Origin of the sequence: Oryzihumus leptocrescens, assembly GCF_006716205.1 — a bacterium.
Taxonomy (GTDB): Bacteria; Actinomycetota; Actinomycetes; order Actinomycetales; family Dermatophilaceae; genus Oryzihumus; species Oryzihumus leptocrescens.
Genome location: NZ_VFOQ01000001.1, coordinates 13,165 through 27,755 on the forward strand (window position 1 = coordinate 13,165; position 14,591 = coordinate 27,755).

General features: G+C 71.3%; 19 protein-coding genes. 13 read left to right on the forward strand and 6 right to left on the reverse strand.

The annotated features are described in order from the left end of the window. Positions 1-73: 73 nt before the first annotated feature. Positions 74-1,108 (forward strand): DUF4232 domain-containing protein, encoded by a 1,035-nt coding sequence (locus FB474_RS00065; RefSeq protein WP_141786789.1) that lies wholly within the window; start codon positions 74-76, stop codon positions 1,106-1,108. Positions 1,109-1,146: 38 nt separating this feature from the next. Here FB474_RS00065 and FB474_RS00070 read toward each other — a convergent pair whose 3' ends face one another. The 3 genes from FB474_RS00070 to FB474_RS20550 form a co-directional block, all read right to left on the reverse strand. Continuing rightward, positions 1,147-1,920, reverse strand: coding sequence for a methyltransferase domain-containing protein (locus FB474_RS00070; protein ID WP_141786790.1), 774 nt, complete (start codon positions 1,918-1,920; stop codon positions 1,147-1,149). Between the two features lie 84 nt (positions 1,921-2,004). Continuing rightward, positions 2,005-2,472: a hypothetical protein gene (locus tag FB474_RS00075; RefSeq protein WP_141786791.1), complete on the reverse strand. Its 468-nt coding sequence runs from the start codon at positions 2,470-2,472 to the stop codon at positions 2,005-2,007. A 423-nt stretch (positions 2,473-2,895) separates the two neighbouring features. After that, on the reverse strand, positions 2,896-3,567 hold the full coding sequence (locus tag FB474_RS20550; RefSeq protein WP_185745958.1) for a hypothetical protein: 672 nt from the start codon (positions 3,565-3,567) through the stop codon (positions 2,896-2,898). A 252-nt stretch (positions 3,568-3,819) separates the two neighbouring features. Here FB474_RS20550 and FB474_RS00085 point away from each other — a divergent pair, with 252 nt between their 5' ends. Beyond that, positions 3,820-4,239, forward strand: a complete 420-nt coding sequence (locus tag FB474_RS00085) for a VOC family protein (RefSeq protein WP_141786792.1) — start codon at positions 3,820-3,822, stop codon at positions 4,237-4,239. Between the two features lie 6 nt (positions 4,240-4,245). Here the strand turns inward: FB474_RS00085 and FB474_RS00090 are convergent, their stop codons facing one another. Next, entirely contained in the window at positions 4,246-4,443 is a 198-nt protein-coding gene (locus FB474_RS00090; RefSeq protein WP_185745959.1) for a PLDc N-terminal domain-containing protein, read from the reverse strand. 431 nt (positions 4,444-4,874) lie between these two features. Here FB474_RS00090 and FB474_RS00095 point away from each other — a divergent pair, with 431 nt between their 5' ends. The 10 genes from FB474_RS00095 to FB474_RS00140 are packed head-to-tail and all read left to right on the forward strand — an operon-like array spanning position 4,875 to position 10,636. Beyond that, on the forward strand, positions 4,875-5,738 hold the full coding sequence (locus tag FB474_RS00095) for a histone protein (RefSeq protein WP_185745960.1): 864 nt from the start codon (positions 4,875-4,877) through the stop codon (positions 5,736-5,738). A gap of 5 nt (positions 5,739-5,743) precedes the next feature. Next, on the forward strand, positions 5,744-7,009 hold the full coding sequence (locus FB474_RS00100; protein ID WP_141786794.1) for an SRPBCC family protein: 1,266 nt from the start codon (positions 5,744-5,746) through the stop codon (positions 7,007-7,009). Between the two features lie 6 nt (positions 7,010-7,015). Then, a complete protein-coding gene (gvpJ, locus tag FB474_RS00105) occupies positions 7,016-7,441 on the forward strand; it encodes a gas vesicle protein GvpJ (RefSeq protein WP_141786795.1) in 426 nt (141 codons plus the stop codon). Continuing rightward, the gene (locus tag FB474_RS00110) at positions 7,438-8,217 is read left to right on the forward strand and encodes a GvpL/GvpF family gas vesicle protein (protein ID WP_141786796.1); all 780 of its coding nucleotides are present in this window, start codon (positions 7,438-7,440) and stop codon (positions 8,215-8,217) included. Before gvpJ ends, FB474_RS00110 begins: the two co-directional genes overlap by 4 nt. Further along, positions 8,214-8,465, forward strand: coding sequence for a gas vesicle protein GvpG (locus FB474_RS00115; RefSeq protein WP_246091984.1), 252 nt, complete (start codon positions 8,214-8,216; stop codon positions 8,463-8,465). Before FB474_RS00110 ends, FB474_RS00115 begins: the two co-directional genes overlap by 4 nt. Before the next feature lie 3 nt (positions 8,466-8,468). Further along, positions 8,469-9,035, forward strand: coding sequence for a gas vesicle protein GvpO (gvpO, locus tag FB474_RS00120; protein WP_141786797.1), 567 nt, complete (start codon positions 8,469-8,471; stop codon positions 9,033-9,035). Continuing rightward, a complete protein-coding gene (locus FB474_RS00125) occupies positions 9,028-9,375 on the forward strand; it encodes a gas vesicle protein (RefSeq protein WP_246091985.1) in 348 nt (115 codons plus the stop codon). Before gvpO ends, FB474_RS00125 begins: the two co-directional genes overlap by 8 nt. Beyond that, entirely contained in the window at positions 9,368-10,144 is a 777-nt protein-coding gene (locus FB474_RS00130) for a GvpL/GvpF family gas vesicle protein (RefSeq protein WP_141786798.1), read from the forward strand. Before FB474_RS00125 ends, FB474_RS00130 begins: the two co-directional genes overlap by 8 nt. Further along, entirely contained in the window at positions 10,141-10,353 is a 213-nt protein-coding gene (locus tag FB474_RS00135) for a gas vesicle protein (protein WP_141786799.1), read from the forward strand. Before FB474_RS00130 ends, FB474_RS00135 begins: the two co-directional genes overlap by 4 nt. Continuing rightward, entirely contained in the window at positions 10,346-10,636 is a 291-nt protein-coding gene (locus tag FB474_RS00140; protein WP_141786800.1) for a gas vesicle protein K, read from the forward strand. Before FB474_RS00135 ends, FB474_RS00140 begins: the two co-directional genes overlap by 8 nt. 75 nt (positions 10,637-10,711) lie before the next feature. On the opposite strand, the gene FB474_RS00145 is transcribed toward FB474_RS00140, so the two are convergent. Then, entirely contained in the window at positions 10,712-13,129 is a 2,418-nt protein-coding gene (locus tag FB474_RS00145; RefSeq protein ID WP_141786801.1) for a glycoside hydrolase family 31 protein, read from the reverse strand. 182 nt (positions 13,130-13,311) lie between these two features. Between FB474_RS00145 and FB474_RS00150 the strand changes: the two genes are divergently transcribed. Then, positions 13,312-13,563, forward strand: a complete 252-nt coding sequence (locus FB474_RS00150; RefSeq protein WP_141786802.1) for a hypothetical protein — start codon at positions 13,312-13,314, stop codon at positions 13,561-13,563. Positions 13,564-13,719: 156 nt separating this feature from the next. Here the strand turns inward: FB474_RS00150 and FB474_RS00155 are convergent, their stop codons facing one another. After that, positions 13,720-14,553: an alpha/beta hydrolase gene (locus FB474_RS00155; RefSeq protein WP_141786803.1), complete on the reverse strand. Its 834-nt coding sequence runs from the start codon at positions 14,551-14,553 to the stop codon at positions 13,720-13,722. Positions 14,554-14,591 lie beyond the last annotated feature (38 nt).

Here is a 14,591-nt window from a genome sequence, read left to right on the forward strand (position 1 = left end):
GGCTCAGCACGTTCCCACCACATCGCAGGTTCCGACCACATCGCTGGCCACGAGTCCTTCCCCGGTCGCCCCCGTGGCGACGTCAGCGTCCGGTCCGGACAAGCCGTGCGCCACCGACCAGCTGCACGTGTCGGCCGAGTGGGCGCCCGGCGGCCACGTGTATGGCACCGACCCCACGCATCGACACTCCGCCGGCGAGCTCGACGGCCAGGTCACGGCGGTCAACCACGGGGCCGCGTGCGTGATCACCGGTCCCCCTCGGATCCGCCTCCTCACCTCAGGAGGCCTGCCGCTGCGGGTGCCCACCGTGGTGGGTGCGTTCTGTCGGTTGGCCTGTGGCGCCCCCGCCGAGCTGCACCTGCAGACCGGCGCGACCGCCGTCGCCGGCCTGAGCTGGGAGCCGTCCTACTGTGGCCCGGACCCTGGACCGGGCGTTCGTCTGGGCGTGGCCCTGCGCGGCAGCATCGAGGCCCGCGTGCCGGTGCGCAACCTCGGGGGAGCCGCCAGGCCGGTCTACGCGCCGTCCTGCACGTCGGCGCTGCCGCCCGGTCGGCTGTCGGTGGAGCGCTTCGGTCTCCAGGAGAAGGAGGGGGGGCCTGCCCCCACGAGCCCTCCGGTGGCGCTGCCCAACACCAAGGGTCATGTCTGTGAGATCTCGATGCTGAGGCTCGGACACGGACCAGTGGTTTCTCCGATGACCGGTGAGAACGCGATCATCTTCTCGCTGACCAACGTGGGCACGCGGCCGTGCAGCCTCTTCGGCTACCCCGCCGTGACCCTCCTGGACGGACACGGCGCGGCGATGCCGTTCCGCTATACCCACGGACAGTCGCAGTACGTCACCCACGCCAGACCGGCGTCCGTGCTGTTGCCACCGGCCGCGTCCGCCTACTTCCTCGTCGCCAAGTACCGCTGCGACATGGAAGTGGTCAGCCACGCGTCGTCGGTCCGGGTGTCTCTCGGGTCCGACCTCGCCACACTGGCCGGCCCCACGAGCGGGGGCGTCGGCATCCTGGCGTACTGCCTCGGAGCGCCCACCGAACCGGGACGGGCCGTGGACCTCTCGCCGATCGAGGCCACTCCTGGCGCGACCCTTGGAACGCCGTAGATCCTCGACAAGGGGCGGCGCGGGCCGACCGGGTCCGCCTAGGAGCTGGCGGTCCCGACGAGGTGGAACACGCGGCTGAGCTGCCGGTACGGGTCGCGCAGGCTGGCCTGGAGCTCAACCGCTGCGACGGCCTCGACGTCGGTGTCCGCGAGCGGCAGGTCCATCCAGTCCGAGAACAGCCAGACTCCGTACCAGGCCCGGGGGTCGACTCCGCCACGGCGCAGCAGCTCCGAGAGGTGTGCCACGGTGTCGCCACGGGTCGGCGTGCCGAGCACCCCGACCTCGCTGGTGGCGTCGAACCCGGCCAGCGCCTCGGCCCACCGGTGCTCGAGTGCCGGCCGCACGGCCATCGTCCCGGCGTTGAGCGCCATGACGGAGACCATCCCACCGGGCTCGACACAGCGGCACAGGACCTCGAGCAGGGGCTCGGGTGCGGACAGGTACATCAGGACGCCGTGGCAGAGCACGGCGGTGAAGCGCCGGCCACTGGTGGCCTCGACCGCGGCCTCGCCCGCGGCTCGGACCAGCCGGATGCGCGACCGGACGTCGTCGGGCTCCTGTGCCACCCGCTCTTCGGCCCTGGCCAGCATCGCCGCCGACGGATCCAGGATCGTGACGTCGTAGCCCAGCCGGGCCAGGGGCAGCGACTGGTGGCCTGCACCTCCGCCCACGTCCAGCACCGAGGCCGGCGGGGGCGGCAGGTGTCTCAGGAGCTGCTGGTGCAGGACATAGGTGCGCACCTGCCCCTTCACGGTGGCATAGGCGCCATCGACGAACGGATCCGCCAACGTCCTCCATGCATCGTCAACCACGCACCGATGCTCCCAACCTCCGGATCGGGTTGCCACCGACTCACACGAGCGGCTGGGGACGAGCTCGTGGCCCGTTCTCGGCGGTCACGGCGTCGGCGGGGGTGGCCGCCTCCAGAACACCCAGCCAGCGATGAGGCCAATCGCCAGCAGTCCCAGCAGGAACGGGATCAGCATGGCGATCATCAGCGCCACCAGGACCGCCACTGCGATCCCCGCGACGACGTACTGCTGAGGCATCAACGCCCGCCTCTGGGTCTTCCACCCCATGTGTGCGTCCGGCGAGTCAGCGCTCGACCGAAGCGTTGTCCATGTGCGAGGGGCAACGTAGCCCTGCGGCAGGATGCGCCAACCCTTGGTCCGTGCCGCGTCGGCGTCGAAGAGGTCGGGATCGACGACATCGAGGCTCCCCAGCCCACGCGCCACGAGCAGCGGGTAGGCGAAGCGGTCGATGAACGGGGCGAAGAAGAGCACCCTCAGCCAGCGAGGTGCGGCGCCCACTTCGAAGGCCGCGACGCTGCCCGGAGGAATCGAGTTCCAGCCCTCCAGCTCCACTCCACGACGGTAGCTCTGAGGGCGCGGTCCCGAACTCAACGGTGGGCAACCACGCATCGAGCAGGCACGCACTGCGCGAGCTCACGGGCGACGGACGCCAGGCGTTCCGCAGGCCGCATGTGCGGACGCCGGAACCGCATATCGGACGATGGTCACGTTCCGGACAGGAACGACGGGAACCGTTCCGGTCCGGGTCGGGTCCGGCCGACTTCTCCGACTGTGACGGCACAGGAGACGCCCCGGGCCACGGCTCGACGGCGGGACGAGGCGATGGCTGACCTGCTCGTGGTGATGGCGAGGCAGGACCTCAGCGGCGCCTACCTGCAGGCCCTCACACCGGACGAGGTCCGTGTCCTGGCCCACCTGACCAGGCATGCGGTTCGCCCGCCCCGGCCATCGGGACGGGCGAACCCGGCCGGTGCCTCAGCTGACCGTGCCGGCGGACGGGGCGGCGCCCGAACCGTCACCCGGGCCGTGGCCCGGGCCGTGGGGGTTCACGGTGATGGTCTTGAGGTCCTTGCTGACCTCGAGCATCACCGGTGAGCCGGACGTGGTGCCGAACACGTCGTACGAGCCGTCGGGGTCCTTGCGGACCGAGGTGACGGTGACGGCCGAGTCCTTGGCCTTGACGGCGTCCTTGACGGAGGTCAGCTCGCTGCCGGTGACCGGGGTGTCGTTGGAGCCGCGCCCTGCGCCGTCAGGCCCACCGGGCCCACCGTGCCCGCCAGCGGGGCCGGTGGTGATGGTCTTGAGGTCCTTGCTGACCTGGAGCATCACCGGCGAGCCGGACGTGGTGCCGAACACGTCGTACGAGCCGTCGGGGTCCTTGCGGACCGAGGTGACGGTGACGGCCGAGTCCTTGGCCTTGACGGCGTCCTTGACGGAGGTCAGCTCGCTGCCGGTGACCGGGGTGTCGTTCGAGCCGCGACCCTGGCCCGGGCCGCCGCCCTGCGGGCCGTTGGTCGCGGAGTAGTAGCCGGTGGCCGCGGGGACGCTGGCGGGCGTGGAGGCGTTGGCCAGTGCCGCACCCCCGGCGACGAGGCCGGCGGCGGCGAGGATGCCGGAGGCCGCGGTGATGAGCTTGGTGTTGCGCACGGTGGTGCTCCTGTCTGGTCGTGAGTGCCCGGCCAGTGGCGAGGCTCGTGCTGACGACCATCCCGACGCCGGCTGTGGCCGACCTGTGCAGAGCTTGGGGCGCCGCTACGAGCTGCGCGCCGCGCCGGAGGGCAGCCGGCTCGGCGCGAAGAGCAGAGGGAACGCATCGACCCACCGATGAGTTCTGCGCGCGTCCGGCGTTCCACCTCACGAGGAGCCTGCAACAGTGGGCCTACACCGAGGAGGACTGTCATGGACTGGAAGCTCGAAGTGGTCATCGCCCCCGTCTCCGACGTCGAGCGCGCGCGGGAGTTCTACGTCGACAGGCTGGGGTTCCGGATGGACAACGACTTCGCCCCCAACGAGCACTTCCGGGTGATCCAGGTGACGCCGCCGGGCTCAGCCTGCTCGATCGTCTTCGGCACCGGGCTCGGCGGCGGCGTCGCGCCCGGGTCGCTCAAGGGCACGCACCTGGTCGTGGACGACATCGAGAAGGCCCACGCGATGCTGCAGGAGCGCGGCATCGACAACAGCGGGCCGCAGCACTTCCTGGACGGGCAGATGACCCCGGGGGTGGAGCCGAACCGCGCCGACTACGGCACGTTCATCTACTTCGACGACCCCGACGGGAACACCTGGGCCGTCCAGGAGGTCAGGCACCACGCCCGCTGACCGACCTCAGCGACGCGGCGGCTGCGGTCGCCCGGCGAAGAACCACAGCAGGGCGCCCACCGTGCTGCCCAGCACCAGGACGACCACCCACACGGGCCGGGTGAAGGTCCTCATGTCGCGCTCGTCGGTGCGGGTGAAGTCCCACAGGCAGTAGCCCCAGAACGCGACGGCCGCCACTCCCACGACCACCGGCCCAGCGTCCACGCCCAGCATCTCCTCCCGGGATCTCCGCCGCGGTGGTCCCGGCTCGATTGTGCGCCCTGCGTCCGGCTCGCCGCTCTGGCGAGCCGGACGGGATACCCGTATGCCGTGCCGTCCCCTCCCCGGGGACGTGCACGGTCCACCACCGGTCTGGGGCAGGGCGCCCGTTGCCTGCGGGCACGCACGCTCGAACTACGCCTTACGGCCGAGCCGCCGTTGCCCCCTTCTCGAAAGGCTGGGCCCGCCATGGGCGTCGACCTCAGAGTCCGACACGGTTGATGGCGACGCCCCATGACAGACGTCTGGCCCACGGGCGGGTCGCGGGCGAGGCACCCAGAAGGACTGTCGGCGCGCAGCAAAAGGTGACATTTCGGCCCGCGTTCGCGTTTGAGGCGCTCCGGCACGGGGCACGGGGCCGTTCCAAGGAGGCAGACGTGGACAACACAACCCGAACAGCAACCGCAATCGCGGCCGGCTACCTGCTGGGCCGGACGAAGAAGATGAGGCTGGCCATCACCGTGGCCGGCCTGATGGCCGGCAAACGTCTGGACGCCAGCCCATCCGAGCTCCTGCGCCGTGGTGGCGAGCTGGCCAAGTCGTCTCCCGAGCTGGCGAAGCTGACCGAGCAGGTCCGCGGGAAGCTCTTCGACGCCGCCAAGGACGCCGCAGTCGTCGCGGCCAGCAGCCGGCTCAACCGCGTCAGCGACAGCCTGCGGGACCGCAGCGACGGACTGCGTGGCGTGCTCCCGGCCGGTCAGGGCGAGGAGGAGCCGGAGGAGTGGGACGAGGAAGAGGAGTGGGACGAGGAAGAGCCTGAGGAGGGCGAGGAGGAGCCGGAAGCGGAGCTCGAGGAGGGCGAAGCGGAGGAGGAGCCCGAAGAGGAAGAGGAAGAGCCCGAGGAGGAGGCCGAAGAGCCCGAGGAGGTGACCGCCAAACGGTCTTCGAGGGCCGGTGGGCGCCGCCCAGGACGGCCACGCCGCAGGGCTGAGGAGACGGCTCGCCCGGCGCGGCGCGAAGCCAGGAAGGCCTCCGCCCCGGCGAAGAAGGCTTCCGCCCCGGCGAAGAAGGCCTCCACCCCGGCAAAGAAGGCCTCGCGACCTGCCGCCAAGAGCACCACGGGAGCGGCCCGCAAGGCTGCCGACAGTGGCCAACGTGCGGCCGGCGCTGCGAAGAAGACCGCGGCGAAGAAGGGTGCGGCCAAGAAGACCGCAGCGAAGAAGACGGCGGCCAAGAAGACGGCGGCGAAGAAGACGGCGGCGAAGAAGACCGCGTCCTCGAGCCGGTCGTCGGGTAGGTGAGCGCCATGACGGACACGGCACGGAGTGCGTCGGGCGGGGCGATGAGCGGCATCCTCAAGCAGCTGCCCATGGACCGGCTCAAGGACGAGGCGGGCAACATGGTCAAGGCGCTCGGGGACAAGGCCGTCTCCAGCGCCGAGGACCGGATCGGCGGCCTGACCGACCGGCTCACCGAGTTCACGGAGAGTGGCGGCACCAAGAGCAGGGCCGTCAAGGAGGGCGCCAAGGCCGCGGCGGAGGGCAAGTCCCCGGTGATGGGAGCCCTCAAGGGCGGCGCGAAAGGGCTGGTGGACAAGGCCAAGGAGGCCGTCACCGGCGGCGGTGGCGGTGGCGGCGGCAAGGGCACCAAGGTCACGAACATCATCGAGGAGATCGACATCGGCCTGCCGGTGCGCGTCGTCTACAACCAGTGGACGGAGTTCCAGCAGTTCCCCAGCTACATGAAGAAGGTCGAGTCGGTCGAGCAGATCGAGGACGAGAAGATCAAGTGGAAGGCCCAGGTCTGGTGGTCGCACCGGACGTGGGAGTCCACGATCCTCGAGCAGGTCCCCGACTCGCGGATCGTCTGGCAGTCCTCCGGCCAGAAGGGCTACGCCGACGGCGCGGTCACCTTCCATGAGCTCGCCCCGGAGCTGACCCGTGTGCTGCTGGTGCTCGAGTACCACCCGCAGGGCTTGTTCGAGCGCACCGGCAACATCTGGCGCGCCGTCGGCCGCCGGACCCGCCTGGAGTTCAAGCACTTCCGGCGCCACGCGATGACCGAGACCATCCTGCACCCCGACGAGGTCGAAGGCTGGCGCGGCGAGATCCGCGACGGCGAGGTGGTCAAGACCCACGAGGAGGCCCTCGAGGAGGAGGAGCGCGAGCAGCAGGAGGGCTACGAGGGCGAGGAGGAGCCCGAGGGCGAGTACGACGAGTACGAGGACGAAGAAGGCGAAGAGGAGGGCGAGGAAGAGGAGCCGGAGGAGGAAGAGGGCGAGGAAGAGGAAGGCCCCGAGGACGAGTACGAGGAGTACGAGGACGAAGAGGGCGAGGAGGAAGAAGAGCCGGAGGAGGAAGAGGACGAGGAAGAGGAAGGCCCCGAGGACGAGTACGAGGAGTACGAGGACGAAGAGGGCGAGGAGGAAGAGGGCGACGAAGAAGAGCCCGAGGACGAGTACGAGGAAGAAGAACCCGAGGACGAGTACGAGGAGGACGAGGAGCCCGAAGACGAGCCGCCGTCCCGCGCGTCCCGCCGCCGTAGCCAGTCACGAACAGCCAGGAGTCACTGAGCCCGCATGACCGTCGCGACCACATCTCCCCGAAACCAGGGCGGCTACCTCAGCCGGCCCTCCCCCAGCGGCCTCGCCGACGTCCTTGACATCATCCTCGACAAGGGGATCGTCATCGACGCCTACGTGCGTGTCTCGCTGGTCGGCATCGAGATCCTGACCATCGACGCCCGCATCGTCATCGCCAGCGTCGACACCTACCTGCGCTTCGCCGAAGCCACCAACCGCCTCGACCTCTACCAGCAGGGCGGCCAGACCCTCCCCGAGCTCGTCGAGGACATGGGCTCGAGCGCTGCCAGCGCGAAGACCAAGGGCGTCATCTCCGGCGCAAAGAAGGCCATCACCGGAGGCGACGGCGAGGAGGAGCGGCCGCGCCGGCGCAGCTCCAGCAGCTCCAGCTCGCGCACCCGTCGCCGGGCGGAGCAGGAATGACGCGCACAGCACCGCCCGCCCCCACCGTCGAGACCGGAACGGAGCGGTACGTCTACGGCGTGGTCCGCGCCGACGACGGGTCAGACGCCGTGACCGACCTCGCCGGTGCCACCGGCGAGGTGGTCGCGGTGGTCGTGCACGGGGAGCTCGCCGCAGTGGTGGAGGCCATCCCGGACGCCGAGGCCGTCCCTGCGGCCCGGTTCGTGCGGGCGCACGCACGGGTGCTCGACGCCGTGGCCGCGCGATGCTCCGTGCTGCCCTTGCGTTTCGGCACCGTCGTGGCGTCCGACGAGGCCGTCGTCGAGGAGCTGCTCGCGCCTGACCGGGACCACCTTGTCGACGCGCTGGAACAGCTCGACGGACACGTCCAGCTGCTCCTGCGGGCGCGCTACGTCCTCGACACCGTGCTGGCCGAGGTCGTCGCGGAGCACCCGCAGGTGCGCGCGCTGCGCGCCCGCACCCGTGACCTCCCGGACGACGCCGCCATGCCCGAGCGGGTCCGCCTCGGCGAGCTCGTCTCCCAGGCGATCGAGACCAAGCGTGCCGCCGACCGCGAGGCCATGCTGGCTGCGCTGCAGCCCCACGCGCGGCGGTGGTCGGTCCGGCCCTCCGGCGGCCTCGACGGGCTGCTCGACCTGGCCGTGCTCGTGGACGAGCACGGTGTCGCCGACTTCGAGGCGCATGCGCAGGCCGCGGCAGCGCAGATGGCCGGGCGGGCGGACCTCGAGCTGATCGGTCCGATGGCGCCCTACGACTTCGCGTCGGACGGGGTATGACGGTGGGCCTGTTCACCGGGCTGCTCACCCTCCCGCTCGCGCCGGTCCGCGGCACGGTGTGGGTGGCCGAGCAGCTGCTGGCCGCGGCCGAGGAGCAGTACTACGACCCGGCCGCCATCCGGGCCCGGCTGGAGGAGATCGACCGCTTGCGCCAGGAAGGCGCCATGGACGAGGAGGCGGCGCAGGCCGAGGAGGAGCAGCTCGTGCAGCGGCTCCTCGAGGGCCGGCGGCGCCAGGAAGGAGGCTGAGCCGTGCCGACACAACGCAGGAGCGCCAGCTCACCACGGGCCACATCACGGTCGACCGAGGGCGAAGCGCCGTCCGGCACCCGCGGCGCGGAGAAGACCGCGACGACGAAGAAGGCAACCGCGAAGAAGTCCACGACGAAGTCTGCCGCCAGGAAGTCGGGCACGAAGAAGGCGGCCGCCCGGTCGGCGCCGCCCGAGGGCAGGACGGGCTCGACCGCGCGGGCGCGGCCGGACCAGGCGTCCAGCCGCGAGCGCGACCAGGAACGCGAGCAGCCGCGCACCCAGGAGCGGGAGCCGGAGCGCCGGAGCTCCCGCCCGTCGGCGCGGGAGGTGGCCACGATGGTCGCCGACGAGCTGGAGGACCTCACCGGCAAGGAGCCGGAGAGCATCGTCCGGCTCGGGCGCGACGACGACGGCTGGGTCGTCGGGATCGAGGTGGTCGAGAGCCGGCGGATCCCCGACTCGACGGACATCCTGGCCGTCTACGAGGTCCACGCCGATGATGACGGGTCGCTGCGCAGCTACGAGCGCACCCGGCGCTACACCCGGGGGCGGACCGTCGATGAGTGACCAGCCGATGACCGCAGCGCCGGCCGCCCGCAACGGTGCTCGCCGCGACATGGGGCCGGCCATCGCCAGCGCGCCCCAGCCAGCCAACCTCGCTGACATCCTCGAGCGAGTCCTCGACAAGGGCATCGTGATCGCTGGCGACATCAAGGTGAACCTCCTCGACATCGAGCTGCTCACCGTGAAGATCCGGCTCATCGTGGTCTCGGTCGACAAGGCCTCGGAGATGGGCATCGACTGGTGGCGCAGCGACCCGACCCTCAGCTCCCACGCCCGGGAGCTGGCGGAGGAGAACGACGACCTGCGCCGGCGCATCGAGGCGCTGGAGGCCCGGGATGACTGAGCAGGGCGTCTACCTCTACGCCATCTGCCGGCCGCAGGACGCCGCCGGCCTGGCCGGGTCCCCCGGCGTCGAGGGCAGCCAGGTGCGGGTGCTCGACGTCGGCGAGCTCAGCGCCGTCGTCAGCTCGGTCCCGCTCACGGAGTTCGGCGAGGAGGGGCTGCGGCGCAACCTCGAGGACCTGCGGTGGGTCGAGGCGGTCGCACGTTGCCACAACGCCGTCGTGGCCGAGTGCTTCCGCAGGGGTCCCGTCGCCCCGGTCAGCCTTGCGACGGTCTGCTTCGACGACGACGCCGTCGTCAGCCGGGTGAGGACCTGGCGGGCGCAGGTGCTCGAGGCCCTGGCACGCGTCGACGGGTGCACCGAGCTCGGCGTCAAGGTCTACCAGCGCCAGGACGAGCAGTCCGGCCTGAAGGAACCGGTGCCGACCACGTCGTCCGGTGTGGGCGCGGGCGCGGCATACCTGCAGAAGCTGAAGGCTGACGCGCAGCAACGCGAGTCCCGGTCGCAGACCCTGAGCGCGGCGGTGGAGCAGGTGCACCACCGGCTGTCCGGGGACGCGGTGGCCAGCCGGCGGCACCCGGTGCAGGACCCGCGGCTGTCCGGTCACGCCGGGCAGATGGTCCTCAACGGGGCCTACCTCGTCGCTGCGGAGGAGGTCGAGCGCTTCCGGGGCCACGTCGCCGACGTGGCCGCCGACCACCCCGACCTCGAGCTCGTGCTGACCGGACCGTGGCCGCCGTACTCGTTCGTCACGTTGGAGGCGTCATGACGACCACGCTGGCGCGCTCGGAGCCCGCGTCGACGCCGGTGCTCGGCAATGTGACCCTGGTCGACCTGCTCGACCGGCTGATCGGCACCGGCGTCGTGATCGCCGGTGAGGTCACGATCTCGATGGCCGGGGTGGACCTGGTGCAGGTGAGCCTGCGCGCCCTCGTGGCCACGGCGAGCGCGGCGCTGGAGGAGGCGGGACATGACTGAGCGCGCGCTGCTCGGCCCCCGGCTGGACACCGACGCCGACTCGGTCGAGCGCGACCTCGTGCGCCTGGTGCTGACGGTGGTGGAGCTCATCCGCCAGCTCATGGAGCGACAGGCGCTGCGTCGGGTCGAGCACGGCGATCTGACCGACGAGCAGACCGAGGCCCTCGGGCTGGGTCTGATGCGGCTCGAGGAGGCCATGCGGGAGCTGCGGGAGCGCTTCGGCCTGAGCGCGGCCGACCTCAACCTCGACCTCGGTCCGCTCGGGACGCTCCTGCCGGAGTAGGCCCCCGCGCAGACAGGTATGCCGTGCCCCTCACCTCCGCTGGGAGGTGAGGGGCACGGCATACGGGGCGGTTGGTCAGGCCTCGAAGCTGGCGCGGAAACCGTTGCCGGTGTTGGGGATCCGGAAGCTGCCGTCGGTCACGGCGACCTCGGTGCCGTCGACCGTCACAGCCGACGGCGTGGCGCCGTGGACGACGAGGTGGAACGCCTGCCGGGCGAACTCCGGGTAGCCCTGGCCCTCGACCGACGCGTCGACCGTGACCGCGCCGCCGGAGCGGGTGAGGGTGAAGGTCGTGTCGTAGCAGGCGCCCTCGCGCGCGGCGAAGGTCAGCCCGTCGTCCTCGACCAGGCGCGAGGTGTGTGTCCCGTCGGCCAGCGGCACGAACACGTGCAGCTCGACCACCTCGGGGTGGTGCTCCTTGGTGGTCGCCGGCGCCTGCGCCCACATCGGGATGACCGCGCCGCCGCGGGCGTAGAGCGGGATGCGGTCCATCGGCGTCGGGGCGACGAGGAAGCGCGACCCGCCCAGGACCTCACCGGTGTGCCAGTCGTGCCAGTCGCCGGCCGGCAGGTAGACCTGCCGCGAGGTGGCGCCGGGCTCGAGCACCGGGGCGACGAGCAGGTCGGTGCCGAAGAGGTACTGGTCGTCCAGGTCGCGCACCGTGGCGTCGTACTGGTGGTCGAAGACCAGCGGGCGCTGCACCGGCTCACCGGTCTCGGAGGCCCGGATGAACGCGGAGTAGATGTAGGGCAGCAGCCGGTAGCGCAGCTTGACCGCTTCCCGGACGATGTCCTGCACCGCGTCGCCGAACGCCCAGGCGTACTGGTCGACGTTGCCGATCTCGGAGTGGTTGCGGCAGAACGGCGTGAGCGTGCCGTACTGCATCCACCGCAGGAACAGCTCGGCGTTGGAGTTGCCGGCGAAGCCGCCGATGTCGGCGCCGACGAATGCCTGCCCGGAGATGCCGAAGCCCGAGCCCATCGCCACGCCCAGCCACAGGTGGTCCCAGCGGGAGAAGTTGTCGCCCATCCAGTTGGCGGCGTAGCGCTGGATCCCGGCGAAGCCGGCCCGCGACAGGATGAACGTGCGCTGCTCCGGCATGGCCTTGAGCAGGCCCTCGGTGGTGCCCATGGCCATGAGCAGGGCGTACTGGTTGTGGTAGCGCTCGTGGGAGTACTGCCCGTTGCCGAACCGCATGGCGTTGGCGCGGATCGCCCCGGTGGCCGGCTCGTTCATGTCGTTCCAGATGCCGGCCAGGCCGGACTGCACGTGGGCGGCGTTGAGCTCGCCCCACCAGGCGCGGGCCTCCTCGGTGACGAAGTCGGGGAAGGCGGTGTTGCCCGGCCAGACCTGGCCGATGTAGGTGTCCCCGCCCTCGGTCTTGCAGAAGACGTCCCGCTCCAGGCCCTGGTCGAACACCTCGTAGCCCGGGTCGAACTTCACTCCGGGGTCGATGATCGTGATCACCCGGTAGCCCTCGTCGGACAGCCGCGACAGCATCCCCGGCGCATCGGGGAAGCGCTCCTTGTTCCACGTGAAGACGCGGTAGCCGTCCATGTACTCGATGTCGAGCCACAGCGCGTCGCAGGGGATGTCGTTGTCGCGGTGCCGCTGGCCGATGGCCTCGACGGCGTCCTGGCTGTAGTCGAACCAGCGGCACTGGTGGTAGCCCAGCGCCCACAGCGGCGGGGGAGCGGTGCGCCCCGTCAGCCAGGTGTAGTCGCCCAGGATCGCGGGCATGTCGGGCCCGGCGAAGATGTACTCGGTGTACTGCCCGCCGGCGAAGCTGATGCGGTACTCGTCCTTGGCCTCGAACTCGTAGGTCCCGCGGTAGCCGTTGTCGACGAACGACGCCGCCATCGTCCCGGCCGGGTAGCTCTGGTGGTAGAAGAACGGGATCGAGACGTAGAACGGGTCGAAGTCGACGCTGGTGCGGTCGCCGCGCGGGTCGCCCGGCTCCTTGCCGGCCGTGAACTCGGCGGTCTCGTGCTCGTTGAGCACGTCGGTGTTCCACAGGGTGAAGTCACGACCCTTGCGGTTGTGCCGGCCCGACTTCTCGCCCAGGCCGAAGACCGCGTCCTCCTGGCGGCACCGGCGGCGCAGCGTGAACGAGTCGTTCAACGTGGCGTAGGCCCAGTAGCGGCCCTGCTCGTCGGCGGCGGTCTCCACGACGGGGGTGCCGTCGGTGCGGTGCACGTCGAGGCGGAACGGGTCGAGCCACAGGGAGACCACCATCGAGGAGGTGATGACCCGGACCCGGTCCTCGTCGCGCTCGACCCGGAACTCCACCGGGCGCGACAGCGGGTCGGTGCACACCGCGAACGTCGGCGACACGTCGAACACCCCGCCACGGCTGATCTTGACCCGCACCACGTCGTCGGCGACCAGGTCGACGCGCAGCTGCTCCCGGTGCAGGCCGGCGAGCAGCCCGCGCGGGGTCTCCTCCACCGAGTCGACCCGTTCGAAGCGGATGTAGTGGTCGGTCTGCAGCACGGGGCTCTCGCCTTTCGGGGGGTCGGTCGTCGGGTGCCCACCGGCCGAAGGCGGGTGGCCGCGCCCATGCTTCCGGCGCCCGGACCCGGCGCGCAAGGTCAGGTCGGCTGGGTGGACGACGCCTCCGTGGCCCGGGACTGCCGGTGACTCCGACTAGGACAGGTGTTCGATACGCTGGGGTCATGACCGACGTCCCCCGCCTCGCCGGCCGGCAGCCCCGCTCGCTGGCACCAGAGCAGCTCGGGCAGCTCGACGTCACCACGGCCGCCCAGCCGGCGCGGGTGCGCGCGTGGGTGGTCTGGGAGGATGGCGTCGAGGAGCTGGTCCCGGCCGTGGCCGTCGCATGGACCAAGCGGGCGGTGCGGGTGCGCTGGGGCGCCCCGCCGCACGTGTTCGAGACCTGGGTCTGGGCCGGTGCCGTCGAGCGCGCCTGACCCGGCCCGTCTCAGCGGAGACTTCTCCGGGTCAGGACCCCGACAACCCTCAGTGCTGGCCGGCGAGACGCGCAGCGGTCAGTGCCCGCCTGACCGACAGGTATGCCGCGTGCCCCAGCCGGGCACGCGGCATACCTGCCTGCGGCGTTCAGGACCTCAGCGGTCGCCGACCAGGTCGAAGCGGCCCAGGGCGATACGGGCGATGTTGACCAGGGACAGCGTCCCCGGCGTGAAGTAGCCGTTGTGGCCGTGCGAGGTGCCGGTCGGCAGGTGCCGGGCGCCGAAGCCGGGGTCGGTCGGGTCGGCACCGTGGCCGAGGTCGCCGATCGTGGTGTGCGGAACCATCGAGATCGGGTCGTCCGGCGCGGTGCCGGCCCAGACCCGGCCGCGGGAGTGCAGCTGACCGACGGTGGAGACGTCCATGCCGGGGGCGCCGACGGCGACGATGTCGCGGGCGTTCATCCGGGAGGCGGCGTGGGCGCAGACGACGGCGCCGTAGCTGTGGCACACCACGCTCACGTCGGCCCGCTTGGCCTCCATGTTGACGAAGGCGGCCAGCCGGGGCGCGCCCTGGATGGCGCGGGTCGACTCGGCCGCGTCGAGGTCGACGGTCGACGGGGCGTCGTAGTCCAGCCACACGACCACGGCCGTGCGGCTGTGCGGGTCGAGCTTCCTGGCCTCGGCGAGGATGCCCCGTGCCTGCACGGCCGGGTGCCGACGGGTGGCCTCGGACTCGTCGAGCAGCGCGGCGGCGTTCCAGCCGACCCCGGGCACCAGCACGACGACGTGGTCGGCGTGGTCGATGTCCCCGAACGCCTCGATCACTCGCCCCTGCCCGCGGTGGTCGGCCATGATCACCTGGCCGGCTGGCTGGCCGGTCATCGACGGCAGCGAGTCCGTGTCCTCGGACAGGCTGTGGGCGACAGCCGGCGTCGCGTTGAGCGCGAGCGCGGCCAGGGCAGAGACGATCAGGGTGGGCAGGCGTTTCACGGGCGTCGAGGGTCCTCGGCGTCGGGGGAGCGGGCCGC